This window comes from Anaerofilum hominis (assembly GCF_014287275.1).
Classification (GTDB): Bacteria; Bacillota; Clostridia; order Oscillospirales; family Ruminococcaceae; genus Pygmaiobacter; species Pygmaiobacter hominis.
This window is the reverse complement of the sequence record NZ_JACONZ010000002.1, coordinates 440,862-462,478: the sequence shown is the minus strand read 5'-3', so window position 1 is coordinate 462,478 and position 21,617 is coordinate 440,862. Positions and strand designations below refer to the sequence as shown.

Annotated in this window: 14 protein-coding genes and 1 riboswitch; of the genes, 7 read left to right on the top strand and 7 right to left on the bottom strand. The window is 63.2% G+C overall.

What is annotated here, in order from left to right; genetic code table 11:
- Positions 1 to 251: 251 nt before the first annotated feature.
- Both H8S23_RS07155 and H8S23_RS07150 read right to left on the bottom strand, forming a co-directional pair.
- Positions 252 to 1,643 carry a citrate synthase gene (locus H8S23_RS07155; protein ID WP_186887644.1) on the bottom strand — a complete coding sequence of 464 codons (1,392 nt, stop codon included), beginning with the start codon at positions 1,641 to 1,643 and terminating at the stop codon, positions 252 to 254.
- Positions 1,644 to 2,659: 1,016 nt separating this feature from the next.
- On the bottom strand, positions 2,660 to 3,775 hold the full coding sequence (locus tag H8S23_RS07150; RefSeq protein ID WP_186887643.1) for an ABC transporter ATP-binding protein: 1,116 nt from the start codon (positions 3,773 to 3,775) through the stop codon (positions 2,660 to 2,662).
- 181 nt (positions 3,776 to 3,956) lie between these two features.
- On the opposite strand from H8S23_RS07150, the gene H8S23_RS07145 reads away from it, so the two are divergent.
- The 4 genes from H8S23_RS07145 to H8S23_RS07130 all read left to right on the top strand — a co-directional run bounded on the left by H8S23_RS07145 (position 3,957) and on the right by H8S23_RS07130 (position 11,436).
- On the top strand, positions 3,957 to 4,739 hold the full coding sequence (locus H8S23_RS07145; RefSeq protein WP_186887642.1) for a helix-turn-helix domain-containing protein: 783 nt from the start codon (positions 3,957 to 3,959) through the stop codon (positions 4,737 to 4,739).
- Between the two features lie 86 nt (positions 4,740 to 4,825).
- The gene (locus H8S23_RS07140) at positions 4,826 to 5,875 is read left to right on the top strand and encodes a YdcF family protein (RefSeq protein ID WP_186887641.1); all 1,050 of its coding nucleotides are present in this window, start codon (positions 4,826 to 4,828) and stop codon (positions 5,873 to 5,875) included.
- Positions 5,876 to 6,145: 270 nt separating this feature from the next.
- Positions 6,146 to 8,899: a preprotein translocase subunit SecA gene (gene secA / locus H8S23_RS07135; protein WP_186887640.1), complete on the top strand. Its 2,754-nt coding sequence runs from the start codon at positions 6,146 to 6,148 to the stop codon at positions 8,897 to 8,899.
- A gap of 851 nt (positions 8,900 to 9,750) precedes the next feature.
- Entirely contained in the window at positions 9,751 to 11,436 is a 1,686-nt protein-coding gene (locus H8S23_RS07130) for a glycoside hydrolase family 13 protein (RefSeq protein WP_186887639.1), read from the top strand.
- 492 nt (positions 11,437 to 11,928) lie between these two features.
- Here H8S23_RS07130 and pta read toward each other — a convergent pair whose 3' ends face one another.
- The 4 genes from pta to H8S23_RS07110 all read right to left on the bottom strand — a co-directional run bounded on the left by pta (position 11,929) and on the right by H8S23_RS07110 (position 17,810).
- Complete coding sequence (gene pta / locus H8S23_RS07125; RefSeq protein WP_186887638.1) at positions 11,929 to 12,903, bottom strand: phosphate acetyltransferase; 975 nt, start codon at positions 12,901 to 12,903, stop codon at positions 11,929 to 11,931.
- Positions 12,904 to 12,999: 96 nt separating this feature from the next.
- Positions 13,000 to 13,569 carry a CDP-alcohol phosphatidyltransferase family protein gene (locus H8S23_RS07120; RefSeq protein WP_341479901.1) on the bottom strand — a complete coding sequence of 190 codons (570 nt, stop codon included), beginning with the start codon at positions 13,567 to 13,569 and terminating at the stop codon, positions 13,000 to 13,002.
- A gap of 228 nt (positions 13,570 to 13,797) precedes the next feature.
- Positions 13,798 to 15,099 (bottom strand): NCS2 family permease, encoded by a 1,302-nt coding sequence (locus H8S23_RS07115; protein WP_243165914.1) that lies wholly within the window; start codon positions 15,097 to 15,099, stop codon positions 13,798 to 13,800.
- A gap of 174 nt (positions 15,100 to 15,273) precedes the next feature.
- A riboswitch (purine riboswitch) is annotated at positions 15,274 to 15,375 on the bottom strand.
- Positions 15,376 to 15,506: 131 nt separating this feature from the next.
- A complete protein-coding gene (locus H8S23_RS07110; protein ID WP_186887636.1) occupies positions 15,507 to 17,810 on the bottom strand; it encodes a putative bifunctional diguanylate cyclase/phosphodiesterase in 2,304 nt (767 codons plus the stop codon).
- 261 nt (positions 17,811 to 18,071) lie between these two features.
- Here H8S23_RS07110 and H8S23_RS07105 point away from each other — a divergent pair, with 261 nt between their 5' ends.
- The 3 genes from H8S23_RS07105 (at position 18,072) to H8S23_RS07095 (ending at position 20,339) form a co-directional block, all read left to right on the top strand.
- Positions 18,072 to 18,836, top strand: a complete 765-nt coding sequence (locus H8S23_RS07105) for a DUF8091 domain-containing protein (RefSeq protein ID WP_186887635.1) — start codon at positions 18,072 to 18,074, stop codon at positions 18,834 to 18,836.
- Between the two features lie 94 nt (positions 18,837 to 18,930).
- Positions 18,931 to 19,770, top strand: a complete 840-nt coding sequence (locus H8S23_RS07100) for a fumarate hydratase (RefSeq protein ID WP_186887634.1) — start codon at positions 18,931 to 18,933, stop codon at positions 19,768 to 19,770.
- A 14-nt stretch (positions 19,771 to 19,784) separates the two neighbouring features.
- On the top strand, positions 19,785 to 20,339 hold the full coding sequence (locus tag H8S23_RS07095) for a Fe-S-containing hydro-lyase (RefSeq protein WP_186887633.1): 555 nt from the start codon (positions 19,785 to 19,787) through the stop codon (positions 20,337 to 20,339).
- A 645-nt stretch (positions 20,340 to 20,984) separates the two neighbouring features.
- On the opposite strand, the gene gloA2 is transcribed toward H8S23_RS07095, so the two are convergent.
- Positions 20,985 to 21,365 carry an SMU1112c/YaeR family gloxylase I-like metalloprotein gene (gene gloA2 / locus H8S23_RS07090; protein WP_186887632.1) on the bottom strand — a complete coding sequence of 127 codons (381 nt, stop codon included), beginning with the start codon at positions 21,363 to 21,365 and terminating at the stop codon, positions 20,985 to 20,987.
- Positions 21,366 to 21,617 lie beyond the last annotated feature (252 nt).

The window sequence follows — 21,617 nt, the reverse complement described above, 5'->3', positions numbered from 1 at the left end:
GTGTTTATTATCTAGCTAAGGCGGCTATGGATTGAAACATTTCTTTGTTATGTAATTGAGGCCTTATAAGCAGACAAAGGCGCCGGACGGGATCCCGTCCGGCGCCTTTGTCTGTGCTTGTGCTAATATCTGTTTCTGCCGCCCCTACAAGCTCTTTCCAGGAAACGGGGGCCGCTTTCCCTGCGCCCTGTTCCCGCCGGCGCTTTGGGCCCCCCTCTTCGGCTCCGGCGGCAGCCTCCAGCCCGCTTTTTTCACTCCTGCGCCGAAAATTCCTTTTCGTGCCGCCGGTCCATGGGCACATAGGGGTGGTGGGGGCAGACGTTGGCGTAGGCCGGGCGGATGATCTTGCCCGCGGTTGCCAGTTCTTCCAGCCGGTGGGCGCTCCAGCCTGTCACCCGGGCGATGGCAAAGATGGGGGTGTACAGTTCCAGCGGCAGATCCAGCATGCGGTAGACAAAACCGCTGTAAAAATCGATATTTGCCGACACGCCTTTGAACATGTGCCGCTCCTCGGCGATGACCTGGGGGGCCAGGGCGGCTACCCGGTCGTAAAGGGCGTACTCCCGCTGCATCCCCTTGGCGCGGGAGAGCTTTTCCACAAAGGACCGGAAAACCTCCGCACGCGGGTCGGAGACCGAGTACACCGCGTGTCCCACGCCATAGATCAGGCCCGCCCCGTCGAACGCTTCGCGCCGCAGCAGCGCGGACAGGTAGCGGCGCAGCTGTTCCTCGTCCTCCCAATCGTCCACTTTCTGCTTGAGATCCTCAAACATCTGCACCACTTTGATATTGGCCCCGCCGTGCTTCGGCCCCTTGAGGGAAGCCAATGCCGCCGCTATCGCGGAATAGGTATCGGTGCCGGAGGTCGTCACCACCCGGGCGGTAAAGGTGGAATTGTTGCCGCCGCCGTGCTCCGCGTGCAGCACCAGGGCCAGATCCAGCACCCGCGCTTCCAGTTCCGTGAAAGCGCCGTCCGGCCGCAGCATCTGCAGGATGTTCTCAGCGGTGGAAAGTTCGGGCTTCGGGGGCCGGATGACCAGGCTGTCCCCCTCGTGATAATAGGTATGGGCCTGATAGCCGTAGACCGCCAGCAGCGGCAGCAGGGCGATCAGCTCCAGGGACTGGCGCAGCACATTGGGCAGCGAGGTGTCCTCCGCCATCTCATCGTAGGAATAAAGGGTCAGCACGCCGCGGGCCAGCGTATTCATGATATTGGCACTGGGCGATTTTAAGATCACGTCCCGCACAAAGGCGGTGGGCAGGCTGCGGTAATCCGCCAGCAGACGGCAGATCCACTCGTAATGGGGCTGATCCGGCAGTTCTCCAAACAGCAGCAGATAGGCGGTTTCCTCATAGCCGAAGCGCCCGTCGGCAAGAAAGCCGTCGATCAGCTCCCGCACATTGATGCCCCGGTAATACAGCTCGCCCGCACAGGGCACGGTCTTTCCCTCCACCACCTTGGTGGCGCAGACGTCGGACACGTTGGTCAGCCCGGTCAGTACCCCTTTGCCGTTTTCATCCCGCAGGCCGCGCTTGACCTGATAGCGATCGAACAGTTCGGGCGCGATCTGGTTGTGGTGCATCCCCATCTCGCTGAGCTCGCGGATCGCGGGCGTGATCGTCGAAAAATTGTAATTTCCCATCTGCTTCCCTCTCCGGCCCGCGCGTCTTTTTTGTGCGCGGCGGGCCTGTGCCCTTTTTTTCGGGCACCTTTTATCCCCGGCGGCGGGGCGGGGGCAGCGCGCGGCTTCCCCGCGGCCGCAGGGCAGGGCCGGGCCTTTTCGCTCTTCCGCCCGGCCGGCATCCCCGGCGTTTCTCCCTGCGCCGCCTTTTTCAATAATTATCTATTATATGCGGCGGCGGACGGCGGCGCAACCCCAAAACTGTAAACCTTTAGGAACGCTTGTTCCCGCTGAGACGCCCGATCTCCCACGCTGAGGCGTGAAAAAGGCGCGGTCCCCCGCCCCTGCCCGCGCCCTTTTGGGCAGGTCCTCTCGCACCGCGGGCGGCGGAGCGGGAGAGGACCATCTCAATTTGCCGAAAGCCCCGCAGCATTGCGGCGTCAGACGTCAGGCGCCCGGCAAAAAAGTCGCTCGCGGGGCTTATCGCCAGGCGGAAGAACCCGCCATCACAGTTTGCCGCAGGCAAACTTGCGGCATCGGCCGCCGAACCAAAGGTCCCCTGCAAAGCTTGCAGCCCAGCGGAAGAAAACGCCATCAAAGTTTGCCGCAGGCAAACCTGCAGCATCGGCCGCCGAGCCAAAGGTCCCCTGCAAAGTTTGCAGCCCAGCGGAAGAAACCGCTATCAAAGTTTGCCGCAGCCAAACCTGCGGCATCGGCCGCCGAACCAAAGGTTCCTTGCAAAGCCTGCAGCCCAGTGGAAGAACCCGCCATCAAAGTTTGCCGCAGGCAAACCTGCGGCATCGGCCGCCGAGCCAAAGGTTCCCTGCAAAGCTTGCAGCCCAGTGGAAGAACCAGCTATCAAAGTTTGCCGCAGGCAAACTTGCGGCATCGGCCGCCGAACCAAAGGTTCCTTGCAAAACTTTCAGCCGATGCGGCACAAAACACAAAAAATCCCCCATTCCGTCAAAAGGCGTTTGCACCGTCGGCACAGACCTGCCGGTGCAAACGCCTTTTTACTTTTGTCTCTTTTTCCCTGTTCAATTCAGGATGGCAAGCTCGCTCTCCGCGTCAAAAAGATGCAGTTTTGCGGTGTCGAATGCGACTTTCACATGGCTGCCGGTGCGGCTTGCCGTGGCCGGCGCCACCCGGGCAGTCATCTTTGCGCCGCGGCAGTCGAGGTACAGATAGACCTCGCTGCCCATCAGCTCGGAGACGTCCACGTCCGCCTCAAAGGTCTCCTGCGGATGGGCGGCCACAAAATCCGGGTCGTCCTTGATATCCTCGGGGCGGATGCCCACCTTTATGGCTTTGCCCTCGTACTGCTCCAGCCCGGGATTGGCCTTTACCTTTGCCGCGGGCACCGGCATGCTGCGGTCACCGAAATCACAGGCGAAGCCCCCGTCCTTTTGCACCAGCACCGCATCCAGGAAGTTCATCTGCGGGCTGCCGATAAAGCCCGCCACAAACATATTGCAGGGAAAGTCGTACAGGTTCTGCGGCGTGTTGACCTGCTGCACCACACCGTCTTTCATGACCACGATACGGTCGCCCATGGTCATGGCCTCGGTCTGGTCGTGGGTGACGTAGACAAAGGTGGTGCCCAGCCGCTTGTGCAGTTTGATGATCTCGGTGCGCATGGCGGTGCGCAGTTTGGCGTCCAGGTTGGACAGCGGCTCGTCCAGCAGAAAGACCGCAGGGTTGCGCACCATGGCGCGCCCCAGCGCCACGCGCTGCCGCTGGCCGCCGGACAGCGCCTTGGGCTTGCGGTCCAGCAGATGCTCGATATCCAGCACCTTTGCCGCCTCATGGACGCGCCGGTCGATCTCCTCTTTCGGGGTCTTGCGCAGTTCCAGGCCAAACGCCATATTTTTGTACACGGTCATGTGGGGATAGAGCGCGTAGTTCTGAAACACCATCGCGATGTCCCGGTCCTTGGGGGCCACGTCGTTCACCAGCCTGTCACCGATGTACAGCTCGCCCTTGGAGATCTCCTCCAACCCAGCGATCATGCGCAGGGTGGTGGATTTGCCGCAGCCGGAGGGTCCCACCAGGATGATGAATTCCTTGTCCTCGATCTCCAGGTTAAAATCCCTGACGGCAGTGACGTCGCCGGGGTAGATCTTATAGATGTTTCTCAGGCTGATGCTCGCCATAGCGTATCCCTCCACAGTATCGTCTGTTGTTGTGTTGTCGTCCGCCCTCCCCGTCCGGTTCAGCAACCAGCGGCCGAGAGGTTTTAATAGTATTAATTTGACCTTTTTGTGGGTTTCTAGTACAATGATATCACCAAAATATCGGAATACTATAGTAAAATATTGATGTGTGGTGTCAAATTTGATTTTTGATGCAAACGCGCTGTGCCGTGCCGGGGAACTGCTGGACCACCGCGGCAGCGCGCCCGTTCGGCTTTCCGCCGGGCTGTGGCTGGCCTGCCTCTCCCACGGGCGCTGCGGCGTCCAGGGCGGGCGGGAGGGACCGCTGCTGCTGGAGCCCGGCTGCCTGCTGCTGACCAGCGAGGCGCTGGTGCTCTGCCCCACCCTGCCCTGCCGCCTGGCCGGGGTGCGCTTTGCGGGGGCGCTGGCGGACCAGGTCGCGGCCGCGCTGGACGGAACGGTGGCCGAGGACGGCGGGCGCTGCCCCGGCGCGGCGGACGCACTGGCCCTGCTGGCCTCGGGCCGCGCCGCCCCCAGCCCGTCTTTCTGCTTTGACCTGCTCTGCCGGGCGGCGCGCCTCGACGAGGCCCCGCCCCGGGTGGCCCCGCTGGCGGCGCAGGCCATGGCGGCCATCCGCAAAAACTATGCCAGCCTGTACGGCGTGGACGAGCTGGCCGCCGCGCTGGGGGTGAGCAAGGGGCATCTGGTGCGCAGCTTTAAGGCCGCTGCCGGCATCACCCCCGGGCGCTATCTCACCTCGGTGCGGGTGGAAGCAGCAAAGCAGCTGCTGCGCTCCACCGACGCGCCGCTGGATCTGGTGGCCAGCCTGGCCGGTTTTTCCTGCGCCAATTACCTGTGCCGCGTCTTCAAGGCGGAGACCGGGTGCACCCCGGCGGCCTGGCGGGCTGCGCCCGGCCCGGGGGACGGCGCGCCCGCCCTGCCCATGGACGAGATCTACGTCTGACGCCCCACTTTTCGCGCGAAAAGTGCTATAATAAGGCAGAATACGCCGCGCCCGCCCCGCGGGCGCCCCGTCCAAGGAGGACCTCCATGCCGTCGTCCGATCTCGCCCTCGCCATCCTGTCCGCCCCCGCCCTTTCGCTGCTGCTGTTCGCCCTCTGCTGGGCGGTGCGCCCCGGGCTGCTGGGCGGTTTTCTGGCAAACCTCACCGTCCTGCTGGGCGGCGCGGCCTTTGCCTGGTTCGCTTTGTCCAGCCGCAGCCTTGCGGCCCAGGCTTTGCTCGCCCTGCTGGGCATCGCGGCCGCGCTGGTGATGCTGTTCGGCCTCTATCTGCTGATCGTCCTGCTGCTGCTCAACAGCCGGGTCATGCTGCAGCGGGAGCGGCCGCGCCTGGCAAATATGCTGACCCTGCTGCTGGCGCTGGGCCTGATCGCCCTGGTGGCGCTGGCCGCCTTTGACCCGCTGCGCTGGCTGCCCGCGCCGGTGCGCAGCTTTTTGGGCGGCTGTTCGCTGATACTGCCCTATCTGCTTTTCGACGCGGTGAATTTTCTCACCGCAGCAGGCCTCTGCGCCCTGCACCGCCCGCTGGGCAGGCTGGATTATATCCTTGTACTGGGCAGCGGCCTGACCGGCGGCGACCAGGTGCCGCCGCTTCTGGCCGGCCGCATCGAGCGCGGCCTGCGTCTTTATGAAAAGCAGAAGCGCCGCGGCCGCGCGCCCAAGCTGCTTTTTTCCGGCGGCCAGGGGCCGGACGAGACGGTGGCGGAAGCACAGGCCATGCGGCGCTATGCGCTGTCCGCCGGCGTGCCGGAAAAGGACATCCTGGTGGAGGACAACTCCCGCAGCACGGCGGAAAACCTGAAATTTTCCAAAAAGATCATGGAACTGCGCAGCGAGGGCCGCTTCCGCTGTGTTTTTGTCTCCAACGGTTACCATCTGCTGCGCGCCTCGATGATCGCCCGCCGGCAGGGGCTGCGGGCCCGCGGGGTGGGGGCGAGGACCGCCGCCTATTATCTGCCCAATGCTCTGCTGCGCGAATATATCGCGGTCAGCGCCATGGGCAAGCGGCGGCATCTGGCCGTCTGCGGGATCATCGCGCTGGGCAGCGCGATCCTTGCGGCGGCCGCGGCCCTGAAGTGAGTTTTTCCTCTTCCCGCGGCCGGGGCGTCAGACGGTCGCGGGGGCAGGCAGGCGCAGCGCGGGGGCTTTGCCGTCCCGTCCGCCGCGGCAAAGCTGCTTTTTACAGGGCCGGGCGCTGATATTTAACAATTTCTTCATGTCATCTGTTTGACACTGTATAGCTCGCGGTGTAAAATAAGTGAGTATATGCGCGCGGGCTCGACCCGCGCGCGGCCGGCGTTTTGCGCGCCGGTTCACGACAATTTTGTAAAAAGATTAGGCGGTAATCAAATGGCTTTTCTCGAAAAGATTTTCGGCAGCTTTTCCGACAAAGAGCTGAAAAAGATCAAGCCCATCGCGGATCAGGTGCTGGCGCTTGAGGGCAAGTATAAAGCGTTTTCCGACGAGCAGCTGCAGGCGGTGACCCCCGCCCTGAAAGAGCGGCTGGTAAATGGCGAGACGGTGGACGACATCCTGCCGGAGGCTTTTGCCACCTGCCGCGAGGCGTCCTACCGGGTGCTGGGCATGCGCCATTTCCCCGTGCAGGTCATCGGCGGCATCGTGCTGCATCGCGGCGAGATCGCCGAGATGAAAACCGGCGAGGGCAAAACGCTGGTGGCGACGCTGCCGGTCTATCTCAACGCCCTTGCCGGCGCGGGCGTGCATGTGGTCACGGTCAACGACTATCTGGCCAAGCGCGACTCTGAGTGGATGGGCAAGGTCTATCGCTTTTTGGGGCTTTCCGTGGGCCTGGTGACCCATGACATGCCGGGGGCCGAGCGCAAACGCGCCTATGCCTGCGACGTCACCTACGGCACCAACAACGAGCTGGGCTTCGACTATCTGCGGGACAATATGGTCACCTATAAAGAGCAGATGGTGCAGCGCGGCCACGCCTATGCCATTGTGGACGAGGTGGACTCCATCCTCATCGACGAGGCCCGCACCCCGCTGATCATCAGCGGCGAGGGCGACAAGTCCACCGATCTGTACCGGGATGCCGACGCGTTCGTCAAGCGGCTGAAAAAGAAAGTCTTTGCCGACGTGGACGACAAAGAGGAGCACGACGACGAGGTGGAGGACGACGTGGACTACATCGTCGTCGAAAAGCAAAAGACCGTCACCCTGACCCAGAACGGCATCAAGCGGGCCGAGGCCCATTTTCATATCGAGAACCTGGCCGACGCCGAAAACATGACCCTTTCGCACCACATCAACCAGGCCATCCGCGCCCACGGCATCATGAAGCGGGACGTGGACTATGTGGTGAAGGACGGCGAGGTCATCATCGTCGACGAGTTCACCGGCCGCCTGATGCTGGGCCGCCGTTTCAACGAGGGCCTGCATCAGGCCATCGAGGCCAAAGAGGGCGTCAACGTCCAGAAAGAGTCCAAAACGCTGGCGACCATCACGTTCCAGAACTATTTCCGCATGTACAAAAAGCTGGCCGGCATGACCGGTACCGCCAAGACCGAGGCCGACGAGTTCAACGAGATCTACGGCCTCAACGTGGTGGAGGTGCCCACCAACCGGCCCATCGTGCGCCGGGACATGGACGACGTGGTCTACAAAACCGAGCGCGGCAAGTTCAACGCCGTCATCGAGCAGATCGTGGAGAGCCACGCAAAGGGCCAGCCGGTGCTGGTGGGCACCATCAGCATTGAAAAAAGCGAGCTGCTCTCCAAAATGCTTCGGCCCCACGGCATCAAGCATGAGGTGCTGAACGCCAAGTATCACGAAAAAGAGGCCGAGATCGTGGCCCAGGCCGGCAAATTCGGCGCGGTGACCATCGCCACCAACATGGCCGGACGCGGTACCGACATCATGCTGGGCGGCAACGCCGAATTCATGGCCAAGGCCGACCTGCGCCGCCAGGGGTTTGACGACGAGCTGATCGCAGAGGCCGACGGCCATGCCGACACCAGCGACCCCGAGATCCTCAAGGTGCGCGCCGCTTTCAGCGAAGCGCTGGCAAAGTACCGGCCCATCGTTGCGGATGAGGCCGAAAAGGTCAAGGCCGCGGGCGGCCTGTTCATCATCGGCACCGAGCGGCACGAATCCCGCCGCATCGACAACCAGCTGCGCGGCCGTTCCGGCCGCCAGGGAGACCCGGGCGCGACCCGGTTTTTCCTCAGCCTGGAGGACGACCTGATGCGCCTGTTCGGCGGCGAGCGGGTACAGAACCTGATGGACACCCTCGGCGTCGATGAGGATATGCCCATCGAGAACCGCATGATCACCAGCACCATCGAAAGCGCCCAGAAAAAGATCGAGGGCCAGAACTTCAGCATCCGCAAAAACGTCCTCTCCTTTGACGACGTCATGAACCAGCAGCGCGAGATCATTTACGGGCAGCGCAACAAGGTGCTGCAGGGCGACGACGTGTCTGAAAGCGTGCGCAGCATGATGGAGGATTCCATCCGGGAGACCGTGGCCCAGTACACCGCGGGCGATCTGTCCAAAGAATGGGATCTCTCCGGCTTGCGGGACCACTACCGCGGCTGGCTGTGCCGCGACACCGACTTCCAATACGGCGAGGAGGAGCTTGCCTCCCTGCAGCGGGATGCGGTATCGGATCTTCTGATCCAGCGCGCCCGCGGCATCTGCGAAAGCAAAGAGCGGGAGTACGGCAGCCAGATGATGCGCGAGCTGGAGCGGGTCGTGCTGCTGCGGGTCGTGGATACCAAATGGATGGAGCACATCGACAATATGGATGAGCTGCGCAAGGGCATCTATCTGCGCAGCTACGGCCAGCGCGACCCGGTGGTGGAGTACCGCATCGAGGGCTTCGACATGTTCGACGGGATGGTGGCCTCCATCCGCGAGGACACCACCCGCATGCTGCTGACGGTGAAGATCCGCACCAAAGAGGAACCCAAACGCGAGCAGGTGGCTATCCCGGTGGGCGAGGGCGTGGGCGGCACCAAAACCAACACCAAGACCCCGCAAAAGGTCAAAAAGATCGGCCGCAACGACCTGTGCCCCTGCGGCAGCGGCCTGAAGTGGAAAAAGTGCAACTGCAAGGAATACCATCCCGACCTGTGACGGCCGCAAAGCGCCCCGGCCTGCCCTGTTGAATCAGGGCCCGGCGGGGAATGCGGTTCCGGGAATGCCGCAAAGCATCCGGCAGTAAGAGGGATCCCCCGCCCGTTTTAAGATGGGCGGGGGATTTTTTGTCTGCTGCGCCCGCCGGCAACGGGGCGGCCTGCTTTCAACCCAGATGTCCTCGCGGGCGGCGGCCTCTTTTGCATTTCGCCGGCTTACCGGGCGTCCCTGTTTCCAAGCGCGCCGCTCTTTCGAGCGGCGCGTTTGTTTTTTCGGGCGAACTTGTTTCTCTACTGAGGATCTCTGCCGGGCTTTTGCCCCTGTTTTCCTGCGTTGCCCGGCGTTTTTTCTGCTCCCTCACGGCGGTTTCCGATTCCGTCGTGGTGCTGTCCCGCGCCGCCCCGGCGGTTTCCCGCGTCGTCTCGGTAGCTTTCTGCGCCGTCCCTGTGTTTCCCCGCGCTCTGCCGGTGCGGCCATTGGCGCTACCGGCGCTTGTGTCCCATCCGTGTGCCGCTGTGCTTTTCCCGTCCGGGACCGGCGGCGAGATTTCCGGCCTCTTCTTTTTGTGTGCCTCCGCAGCATCGTCCGGGCCTGAGGCGCCCCCCCTCTCCCCCAGGGGCACCGGCAAGGTTGTCGTCCGGCATATGGTATCTCTCCCTCTCGGTCTGCACGGAGGGAGACTGTGCGCCGCTTAGACGGGCGCCCCGGCAGGACACGGGCGTGGAAAAACGCCTCTGCCTGTGGTAAAATAGTCAAAAGGAAAACGGTCCCCGGCCGCCGGAAAACGGTCCCGCCGCTGCGCGGCCCGCCGGGGCGCCGGAAAAGGTCCATAAAAAGGAGAGATGCAAACGATGCGGCAACCGAAATGGTGGCAGGACGCGGTGGTTTACCAGGTCTATCCGCGCAGCTTTTACGACGCCAACGGCGACGGGGTGGGAGACCTGCGCGGCATCACGGAAAAGCTGGACTATATCGCCTCGCTGGGGGTGGATGTGGTCTGGAGCTGCCCATTTTTTGTCAGCCCCTGGGCGGACGGCGGCTACGACATCGCCGACTACCGCGCCGTCGACCCGGCTTTCGGCACCATGGAGGATTTTGAGGCCCTGGTGGCGGGCGTCCATGCCCGCGGCATGAAATTCGTCATGGACTTTGTGGGCAACCACACCTCTGACGAGCACCCCTGGTTCCAGGCGGCGCTGGCGGACAAAAACAGCCCTTATCACGATTACTACACCTTCCGCCCCGGCAAAGACGGGCGGGAACCCAGCAACTGGGCCAGCATCTTCGGCGGCAGCGCCTGGGAGTATGTGCCCGCGCTGGACGAATATTACCTGCACCTGTTCGCCAAAAAACAGCCCGACCTGAACTGGGAAAACCCGCAGGTGGTGGAAGAGGTCCTTTCCATCCTGGAATTCTGGGCCGACAAGGGGGTGGACGGCTACCGGCTGGACGCCATCAACTACCTGTACAAGGAACCCGGCTACCCCGACGTGGAGCCGCTGCCCGGTTCCCCTTACGGCTTTGCCACTGCACACTACGCCAACAAGCCCAGGGTGCACGAGCATTTCCGCACCCTGCGCAGCCGGGTGATGGGGCCGCGCGGCCTTTCCACTGTGGCCGAGGTGGCGTATCTCGACGACGAGACCGCCCGCGGCTATGCCGACCCCGCCCGCGGCGAACTGGATATGCTCTACCTGTTCGACGTGCTGAACGTGGACCAGCAGGGCTTTGACAAATTTTCTCCCCTGCCGCTGGACCTGCCCCGCTTCAAGCAGGCCCTGGCCCACTGGCAGCAGGTGCTGCACGGGCACGGCTGGCTGGCGCTGTTTTTGGGCAACCACGACCAGCCCCGGGCGGTGAGCCGCTTTGGCGACGAGGGCCGATACCGGGCCCGTTCCGCAAAGATGCTGGCAAACGCCATGTACTTTTTGCAGGGCACTCCCTATCTCTACCAGGGGGAAGAGCTGGGCATGACCAACCCGCACTATACGTCCTTATCCCAGTTTAAAGACGTGGAGGCGCTGGACGCGCTGCGGGCAGGGCTTGCCCGGGGCGAGAGCGAGCAGCACTGGCTGGAACTGCTGAACGCCCGCTCGCGCGACTGCGGCCGCGCACCGTTCTCCTGGAATGACGGCCCGGCCGCAGGGTTCACCGCCGGCACGCCCTGGATGGACCCCTGCGCCGACGCCGCCCAGATCAATGCCGCCGCGGAGGAAAACGATCCCGACTCGGTGCTGAATTTCTACCGCACCCTCATCCGCGTGCGCAAGGGCCGCCCCTCGGTCTTGTGGGGACGCACGGACTTTCTCGTGCCGGAGGATCCGGACCTGTTTGTCTACACCCGCACGGCGGAGGAAGAGGCGCTGCTTTCAGTAAACAATTTTTCCGGCGAGGAGCGGCACTTCCCGCTGCCCCAGGGCTTTGCCGGAGGCGAGCTGCTGCTGTCCAACTGCGGCGCGCCGCAGCTGGATGAAGAGGGCGTCCTCACCCTGCGGCCGTGGGAGGGCTTTGTCCTGCTGCGCAAACAGCAGCCGTGACAGGGACCGCTGTCCCGGCCCCGCCCTTTGGCCCCGCGCATCCGCGCGGGAGACGGCGCGCAAAGCCGATCGGAAAAAGCATCGTCTGGCTTTGGGCCCGCACGCCCGCGCGGAAGACGCCTGCGGCTGCGGGCGGGCAAAGGCGGCTCCCCCTCTCTTTGCGCCCGCGCTCCCGCGGCGGGAGACGCTCCCCAAAAAGGGCATCTCCTCTTTTACACCGCAATTTTACACAGCAAAGAAAACAGCCGCCGGCTGTTTCTCCCCTCCCCGCTTCTCCGCTTTTGGGCGGGGCACGCCTCTCAAAATATGCCGTTTCAGATCCGGGCAAGGCCGGCTTTGCGAGACCGGGCGTTTGCATCCGCCTGTGTCCCGGCGGCGGCTGCAAACCGGGGAGGACCGTCTCTTTCTGCTGTGCTCCCCCGCATCAACATAGAAAAACAGGGTGCAGCCCCGCCGGGGCCGCACCCTGTTTTTCTATATTCACCGCCCAGCTTATTCCATGCCGGCAGTGATGATGGACATCTTGTAGACCTCTTCGGCGCTGCACCCGCGGGAGAGATCGTTGATATTGGCGGCCAGGCCCTGCAGGATGGGACCCACGGCCTCAAACCCGCCCAGCCGCTGGGCGATCTTGTAGCCGATGTTGCCCGCGTTGATATCCGGGAATACAAAGACGTTCGCCTCGCCCGCCACCCGGGAGCCGGGCGCTTTCAGCTTGCCCACCTCCGGCGCAAAGGCCGCGTCGAACTGCAGTTCGCCCTCCACAGGGAAAGGCAGATCCATATCTTTCAGCAGGGCGGCGGCGGCGCGCACCTTGTCCACATCCTCGCCCTTGCCGGAGCCCAGCGTGCTGTAAGACAGCAGCGCCACCTTGGGGTCGATGCCGAAAAAGCTGGCGGTCTTGGCGGTCTCGACGGCGATCTCCACCAGCTCTTCCGCGCTGGGGTGCAGGTTGATGGCGCAGTCAGCCATGGCGTAGCGCTCCGGTTTGCCGTCCGCGCCGGTGCGGTCCATGATGAAGCAGCTGGAGACGATCTTGCTGCCGGGACGGGTCTTGACGATCTGCAGGGCCGGGCGCACGGTGTCGGCGGTGGAATAGGTCGCCCCGCCCAGCAGGCCGTCGGCCAGCCCCAGCTTTACATACATGGTGCCGAAATAATTGGCCTTTTTCAGCGCCGCCGCGCACTCGTCAGCGGTCATCTTGCCTTTGCGCAGCTCGGTCATCTTGTCCACCATGGCTTCGAAACCGTCATAGTGCATCGGGTCGACGATCTCAATGCCCTCGATGTCAAAGCCGGCGTTTTCCGCCGCGGCCCGCACCGCCTCCGGCTCCCCCACCAGCACAGGGGTCAGCAGCCCTTCCCGGTGCAGGCGGCTGGCGGCCTCCAGAATGCGGGGGTCGCAGCCCTCTGTGTAGATCAGGCGTTTGTTTTTGATTTTCAGTGTCTCGACCAGTTTTTCCAGCATACCTTTTGTACTCCTTTCACTCCCGCCGCCGCAGCACAGGGCGGCGCTGTGTTCCGATGCTATTGTACCACGTTCCGGCGCACAAAACAGCCTGTTTCAGTAATCTTTTTCATGTCCCATATAAAAATATACCCGCGCGTACATGACAAAGGTAAACAGCATCATCCCGGTGCACAGCGCGATCAGGGCGTTTGCCAGGCCCAGCGGGATCTCCACCCAGAGAATGAGCGTGAAAACCACCAGATAAAACACAAATGTGCACACCTTGCCAAACCACTTCGCACCGTCCAGCTTTTTGCCCCGCCGCAGCATCACCAGGCCCGCCACGGTCATGAACCCCTCTTTCAGCAGATAGACGACCACCAGCGCCACCACCCAGCGGTAGCGGGTGGCAAGACAAAAGATGACCGCGCCCTCGGTGAGCTTGTCCGCCACCGGGTCCAGCAGGATGCCCAGCTCGGTGATCTGGTTCAGGCGGCGCGCCAGCCGCCCGTCGAACAGATCGGTAAAGCCCGAAACGCCGATCACCACCGCGGCCAGCGCAAAGTCGCGGGTGCTCTGCGCCCGCAGATAAAGCCACACAAAGAGCGGGATCAGCAGCAGCCTGAAATAGCTGAGAAGATTGGGGATGGTAAAGACCTCCCGCAGGGTCGGCTTTTTCATCATAGGCTTTTTCCCTTCCCGCGCGCTGCGGGCCCCCGCCGCGCCGCTTGTTTTCCATTAATACGAGGCGGGACCCATAATCGCCTCAAATTGACATTTTACGATAACTTTATTAATTTTTTGTGAACAGAGCTTCATTTTACAAAAACAGGGGGGCGGAAATTTTCCGCCCCCCGTCAGCTTCGCCGGGGCTGTTGTCCCGGAGAATCCCTTTATCACGCCCCAGCCGTTTTACAGGTTGGAGAGGATGTACATCAGCACAAAAAGCAGCGAGAGGATGTACATCAGCACCGGCACTTCCTTGAATTTGCCGCGGAAGACCTTGATGACCACCCAGCTGATGAACCCAAAGCCGATGCCGTCGGTGATGGAATAGGCAAAGGGCATCATGGCGATGGTCAAAAAGCAGGGCATGGCGATCTCAAAATCGCTCCAGTCGATGCGCGCGGCCGACTTGAGCATCAAGATGCCCACGATGATGAGGGCCGGGGCGGTAGCTGCGCCGGGGATGATGCCGGCCACAGGGGCCAGCACGCAGGAGGCGAGGAAGCAGAGGCTGACCACCAGGCTGGAGAAACCGGTGCGGGCGCCCTCGCTGATGCCGGTGGAGGACTCGACGAAAGTCGTGACGGTGGAGGTGCCCAGGCAGGCGCCCGCGCAAGTGGCGACGGCGTCGGCGATCAGGGCGCGGTCGCCGTGGGGCAGCTCGCCCTTTTCATTCAGCATGCCCGCGTTGCCAGCGGTGCCGATCAGGGTGCCCACGGTGTCGAACATGTCGCAGATGGTGAAAGTGACGATGGCGGTGATCAGCGGCAGCACGCCCATGCTCAGCAGGCCGCCGAAATCCATCTGCATAAAGGTGGGGGCCAGCGAAACGCCGGACAGGGTGATCTCGCCGGGCAGGGTGGTCAGGCCCATGGGGATACCGATGACGGTGGTGACCAGAATGCCGATGAGCATGGCCGCCTTGACGCCGCAGGCCATCAGGATGCCGGTGACGAGCAGGCCGATCAGGGCCAGCAGAGGCGCGCCGGAGGTGATGTTGCCCAGATCCAGCAGGTTGCCGTCAGCCACCACGATGCCGGCGTTGAGCAGGCCCACCAGGGCGATGAACAGGCCGATACCGGCGCTGATGGCGTTTTTGAGCGGGGCGGGGATGGCGTCGATCACCTGCTTGCGCAGCGGGGAGACCGTGATGGCCAGGAAGAGCAGGCCGGAGATAAAGACGATGGCCAGCGCCTGCTGCCAGGTATACCCCATGCCAAAGCAGACGGTAAAGGTGAAAAAGGCGTTGAGGCCCATGCCGGGGGCCTGGGCAAACGGCACGTTGGCCAGCAGCGCCGTCACCGCCGTGCCGACGGCCGCCGAAATGCAGGTGGCAAGCATCACCGCGTTGAAATCCATGCCCGTCTGGGACAGAAAATTCGGGTTGACGAAGATGATGTACGCCATGGCAAAAAAGGTCGTAAAGCCGCCCGCGACCTCTTTGCCGACTGTGGTGCCATGCTCCTTCAGCTTGAACATTTTCTCCATGAAACAAACTCCTCCATTTTTTGGTGCGCGTTGCCCCGCGTCCATATTTCCAAAGGGGGCGCAGCCCCCGTATGGCCCCTGTGCCCAAAACAAAAAGCGGCCGGATCACCGGCCGCCCTGAGCTTCTCTCAGAAAAAAACAAAACACAAAGGAAAGGGCCGCAGCTCGCGCACGTCCCGTTCTGTTTTTTCCAATAGTCGCGCCATTTACGGCGGCGCGGTAGAAACTCTGGACCCGTATTATCCATATTATATTGGCTTATTCAATTTTTTTGAGGCAATATCCTGCAAAAGATTTTCACCTTTTGTTCACAATCTAATTTTAGGCCATCCCGGCGGGAAACACAAGCCGCAGTTTTGCCCAAACTTTTTGCTGAATCGGCATAAGACTACAGCAGATTGCAGGATTCAGGTCAAAGATCCCCTCACCCGTTTTATCCGATCGCTGCTCTCAGCGCCGAAAACCAGCCGCTCAAACGCCGCCCTGGGCATGGGTCTTGCCAGATAAAAGCCCTGGATGGCGTCGCAGCCCTCGCGGCGCAGCCATTCCAGCTGCTCTTTCCGCTCGATGCCCTCCGCCACGGTGCTGATGCCCAGCTCTTTTGCCATGGAAAGGACGCTGGCGACGATGGCGCGCCCGCGGGAGCGGCTGGCAAAGTCGTCAAAGAACCGCTTGTCCAGCTTCAGCTCGTCAAAGGGGATACTGTCCAGCAGGTTCAGCGAGGAATACCCCGAGCCAAAATCGTCCATTGAGACCCGGAAGCCCGCGTCGTGCAGCTCCCGTGTCACCTCTACCAGCGCCCCGGCGTTGTCCAGCGCCGCGCTCTCGGTGATCTCGAGCACGATCATCCGCGGCGGCACGCCATAGCGGCGGACCGTGCCCAGCAGCCGCTGCAGGTAATCGGCCCGGTACAGGTGCAGGCGCGACTGGTTCACCGAGACGGGCACAGGGTCAAAGCCCGCGTCCAGCCACTCCCGCAAAAAGAGGCAGACCTCCTCCAGCACATAAAAGTCCAGCTCGGTGATCGAGCCGTTCTCTTCCAGCACCGGGATGAAATCCCCCGGCGACAGCAGTCCGCGGCGCGGGTCGTCCCAGCGCACCAGCGCCTCCGCACCGGTCACCCCGCCGCCCGCGGCGGAAAACTGGGGCTGCAGATAGACCACGAACTCGTGGGCCGCGAGCGCCGCGTCCAGGTTCGCCTCCACCGCCCGGCGCAGCTGTTCCCGCTCGTGCAGGGACACATTGTAAAAGCTGACCCGCTCCTGTCCGCCCCGGCCGGCGTCCAGGGCTGTTTTAGCGCGGTCCAGCAGCACGCTGATCTCCCTCACCTTTGCGTCCTCCGCGGTGAGCAGATAGACGCCGCAGTGCACCGAGAGCACAAACTGCCGCCCCTGCTGCGGGATCTCCCGCTCAAGGCGGGCGGCGAGCTTTTCTCCCAGCCCGCGCAGCCCCTGGGGGCTGTACCGCCCGGTGAGCAGATAAAAATTGTCCGCTTCCCCCCGCGCATAGAGGTCGCCCTCGCCCAGTTCTTTCTGCAGCATGCGCCCCACGGCCGCCAGCAGCCGGTCGCCCTCGGCAAAGCCGAACAGCTCATTGACGGTCCTAAAACCGCTCAGGTTGAAGATCATCACCGCCATCGGCGGCCCCGCCTGACGCTCCAGCCGGCGGGTCGCCTCCATCCGGAAGCGGTTTTTATTGTACAGGTCGGTGACCGGGTCCACATACGCCAGCCGCTGGGCCTCCTGGCGGCTCTTCTGCCGCACCCGCAGCACAAACCCCAGCGCAGAGGCAAACAGCAGCGAAAGCACCAGCAGCAGCTCCACCGTGGTGCGGGTAAACTGCCGGGCCTGCCTCTCGACGACCGCCTGCGGCACCACGCTGAACAGATACCAGTCCTGGACCCCTACCGGCGTGTAGGTCACCAGCACCTCCAGCCCGGTGGGGGTCCTGTGGGCAAAAGTGCCGCTCTCCCCCGCCGCCATGCGGTCCTGCACCAGGCGCATCTCTTTTGGGCTCTCAAAATTGGCCTCGTCCTCAAAGGCGTTGAGGATCTCCTGGTCGGCGTTCTCGTTGGCGCTGTGCATCAAAAAGGTGCCGTCCGCTTTCAGGATGTGGGCAAACCCGCTGCCGTCAAAGGAGGAGCCCCCCAGCGCGTCCCGGAAAAGTTCGTTGTCAAACACAGCGGTCAGCACCCCGATGGGCGCGCCCGCCGGGTCCGCCTGCCGGTAGATGGGCACCGCATAGGTATTGATGTATCCGCTGTCCGCCAAAGGGTCGGAACGGGTGTCGTCCAGATATCGCTCTCCGTCCATGGCATGGCGGAAAAAGGGCTCGTCCCGCACGTTGCGCTCAGCGGCGGAAACGGCCTCGTAGCTGACGGCATAGACCGTGCCGTCCGGCGCGATCATGGCCATGCGGCGGAAATGGTTGTTCAAATTTTCGCGGAACAGCCTGGGCAGCAGCGTCTCGAACGTTTCCCCGCTCTCGCCGATGGCCCGGGCCGCCGCCTCCAGCGCGTTGAAATCGCCCTCGATCTGCTTTTCGATCACTGCGGCGCTCTGGCGCGCCACCTCCAGAAGATAGCGCTCGGACTGTTCCTCCTGATCCTTTAAAACAGAAAACAGATATCCGCAGCCCAGCGCCATCACCAGGGCGGCCGCAAGCGCCGTGGCAAGGATCGTTTTCAGGATCGTCTTTTTCTCCGCCTGCATGGCGCCCTCCCCGTCCGGACAAGCAGTCACTAAACCTAATATTCCATTATAAAATATAAAGGCTTTTATGACCTGTGTCAACCGATTCTGTCCGGCCGGCACCCAGGCGATCATCTTTAATGAACTATTCTTTCTTTTCTCGTTGTTTCAGGATCTTTACTCCTTTTTGCGCCTTTGCCGCGGCCGCTGCGCCGCGCGGGCCCCGTTTGATTTTTTCTCTTCGCTTCTATAAAATAGGACGAAAAGGAAGGGGGCGGCCGGATGGACAAGGAGCGGTTCGACGCGCTCTGTCTGCAGGAGCAGGCGGCGGACGGCGGGATCGGCACGCTGGGAGAAAAGCGGCTGCACCGGGTGCTGAAAACGTATTTTGAACCCCGGGCGGCATGCCGGGAGCGGCCCTTTGCCGGGTACGTCGCCGATATCCTGAACGAGGAAGGCGTCACCGAAGTGCAAACCCGCAACTATGGCGCGCTGCGCAAAAAGCTGGACGCCTTTCTGCCCCTGGGGCCAGTGCGGGTGGTGTGCCCGCTGCCGGCGCGAAAATGGATCAGCTGGGTCGACCCCGCCACCGGCGAGATCTCCGCGCGCCGCCCCTCCCCCAAGCACGGCGCCCCCATCGACGCGTTTTATGAGCTGATGCGCATCGCCCCGGTGCTGGCCCACCCCAACCTGACGCTGCATCTGCTGCTTTTTGACGCGGACGAATACCGCATGCGGGACGGCTGGGACAAAAGCGGCAAGCGCGGCTCGACCCGGGCCGAGCTGCAGCCCCTTTCTCTGCGCGCCGAACAGGAGGTGCGCGGGCCGGCGGCCTACGCCGCCCTGCTGCCCGCAGGCCTGCCGGACCCGTTTACCCTGCGGGAGCTGCGCGCGGCTGCACGGCGCAGCGAAACGCTCTGCCGCCGCGCGGTCTACACGCTGGAAAAGGTCGGCGCCCTCCGCCGCGCGGGCAAGCGCGGGCGCGAACTTCTGTACCGGCGCTCTTGCCCGCCGGAGGGGGAAGCGCGCATTACCGGCAGCCCTTGAGCTTTGCGCGCGAATGTGTTAGCATGTCCGTAAAAGCAAGAGAACAGCTCCGGCGGGCGGGCAGCCGCCGCGCCGGCGAAGGGAAGCGATGATATTGAAAGAACTGCGCGCGGAACAGATCACCAGCGCCGTGCGGGAGCTGTGCATCGAAGCCAACTACCAGCTGCCGCCGGATGTGACCGCCTGCATCCGCGCCTGCCGCGAGCGGGAGAGCTGGCCGGTGGCAAAAGAGATCCTGGGCAATATCCTGGACAATGTCCAGGCCGCCGCAGGCGGAGATTATCCCCTTTGTCAGGACACCGGGCTGGCCTGCGTTTTCATCCGCCTGGGGCAGGACGTACACATCAGCGGCGACCTGAGGGCGGCCGTGGACGAGGGGGTGCGGCAGGGCTACCGGGACGGATACCTGCGCGCCAGCGCGGTGCGCGATCCGCTGCAGCGCGTCAACACCGGCGACAACATGCCGGCCCTGCTCACCGTGGAGCTTGCGCCCGGCGAGGACTGCGAGATCACAGTGGCCCCCAAGGGGTTCGGCAGCGAAAACATGGGGGCGCTGAAAATGCTGCGCCCCAGCGACGGCGCGGCAGGCGTGCGCCGGTTCGTGCTGGACACCGTCAGGGCCGCCGGGCCGAACCCCTGCCCGCCCATCGTGGTCGGGGTGGGGGTGGGCGGCAGCTTTGACAAGGTCGCCCTGTGCGCCAAACGCGCCCTGCTGCGCCCGCTGGGACAGCATCATCCCGACCCGGTGTGGGCGGCGATGGAAGAAGAACTGCTGGACGGGATCAACGCCCTGGGCATCGGCCCGCAGGGGTTCGGCGGCCGCACGACGGCGCTTTCAGTCGCCATTGAGACCATGCCCACCCACATCACCGCCCTGCCCGTGGCGGTGAACATCAACTGTCATGTCACCCGCCATGCACGGCGGGTGCTGTAGAGGAGGCGCGCGCCATGACTGAGATCACCACCCCTTTCACCCGGGAACAGGCCGACCGCCTGCGGGCCGGCGACAGCGTGCTGTTCACCGGCACCCTCTATACCGCCCGGGACGCCGCCCACGCCCGCCTCTGTCAGGCGCTGGAAACAGGGGCGCCCCTGCCCTTTGATCTCCGGGACGCCGTCATCTACTACGTGGGGCCGACCCCCGCCCGGCCCGGCCATGTCATCGGCAGCGCCGGGCCCACCACCAGCTACCGCATGGACACCTATTCCCCGGCGCTCCTCGAGCAGGGCCTGCGCGGCATGGTGGGCAAAGGGCTGCGCGGCCCGGACGTCGTCGAGGCCATGCGCCGCCATCACGCGGTCTATTTCGGCGCGGTGGGCGGCACCGGCGCGCTGATCGGCCGCTCGATCAAAACCGCCGAAATCATCGCCTATGAGGATCTGGGCACCGAAGCGGTGCGCCGGCTGACGGTGGAGCGGCTGCCGCTGACCGTGGTCATCGACACACTGGGCAACAACCTGTATGAGCTGGGGCCCCGGCGTTATCTGGAGAATCTGGAATGACCGATCTTGCGTCCCCTGGGCCAGCCTCGCGCCGGGACGCGGACAGGTCAAAAACGATTGCGGAGAGTATGCGCGCAGCCCCGGGCTGCGGGACGCGTACTCTCTCTTTTTAGGGAGCAGCAGAAAACGCCGGGCCGCCGGCTTTGCGGCGCTGGGCGGTCGAACCCCACGATTTTGGATGCAGCGTAGGCGAAAACCAAAAACGCGATCCTGTATGGATCACCCCGCATGTTTGAACCTGTGCTGCGCCAAAATCGTATGGCTCGACTCTTGTTTCCTTGTCCGGATCCGGTTTCTCCCTATCCCTGTTTTTTCCTTTTGATGACATCCGGCAGGAGGAGACCGCCTGCCCGCAGACAGGCGCTTTCGGTGCGGGGCAAAGCCTTTGGCCGCGGCAGGTTTATCTCTGTGTTCCCCTCCTCGTTCGATATAGGATGCGAAAACGCTTTCATCCGGCCCGGCAAGACGGAAAGCCTTTTTCGCCGATAAAACAAAGACAGCGGCAGGCCCTGCGCGGTCTGCCGCTGTTTTTGTTGGAAGATTTTTTGCCGTCCGCTGCCGCACAAATCGCCGGCCGGAAAACGCGCAGCCCCGCGGCACGTTGCCGCGATACGCCGCAGACCGCGCGGCGCTGCTCCTTTCCGTTCACTCATGCAGTTCCAGCGGCAGGCCGTCCGGGTCGAAGAAAAAGGTAAAGGGCTTGCCGGAAAACTCGTCGATCCGCACCGGCTCGGTGGCGATCCCCATGGCATTCAGGGCGGCTGCTTCCTGCTCCACGCTTTCCACCCGGAAAGCGAGATGACGCAGCCCCAGCGCCTCCGGCCGGGTGGGGCGGGCCGGCGCCTGCGGGGCGCTGAAGATCTCCAGTTCCAGTTCCCCCACGACAAGGTCCAGCTTCCAGTCGCCGCGCTGGGGGCGGTAATTCTCCCGTATCACCGCAAATCCCAGCAGGTCCACATAAAAATGACGGCTCTTCTGATAATCTTTCACCAGGATCGCCACGTGGTGCACCGCTTTTAAACTCATAAAACACTCCCTCTTTCTTCCCGCAGCCGGCTCTCGCCGCCGGGGAACGCCTCTTGCGTGAGCCTGTTCCCGCCCATTATAGCACAGACCTTTCCCCTGCGGAAAGTTTGTCTTTTGCAGAAGGACAAGTGGTTTTCGCCACCTTTTTATGCTATAATAAAAGCGACCGCAGCGAAGCGGAGGCCGTGCGGGGAGCCACCCGCCCGGCTGCACCGCGGCGGCGGGGCAAAGCCATTGAGACGGCAATTATCC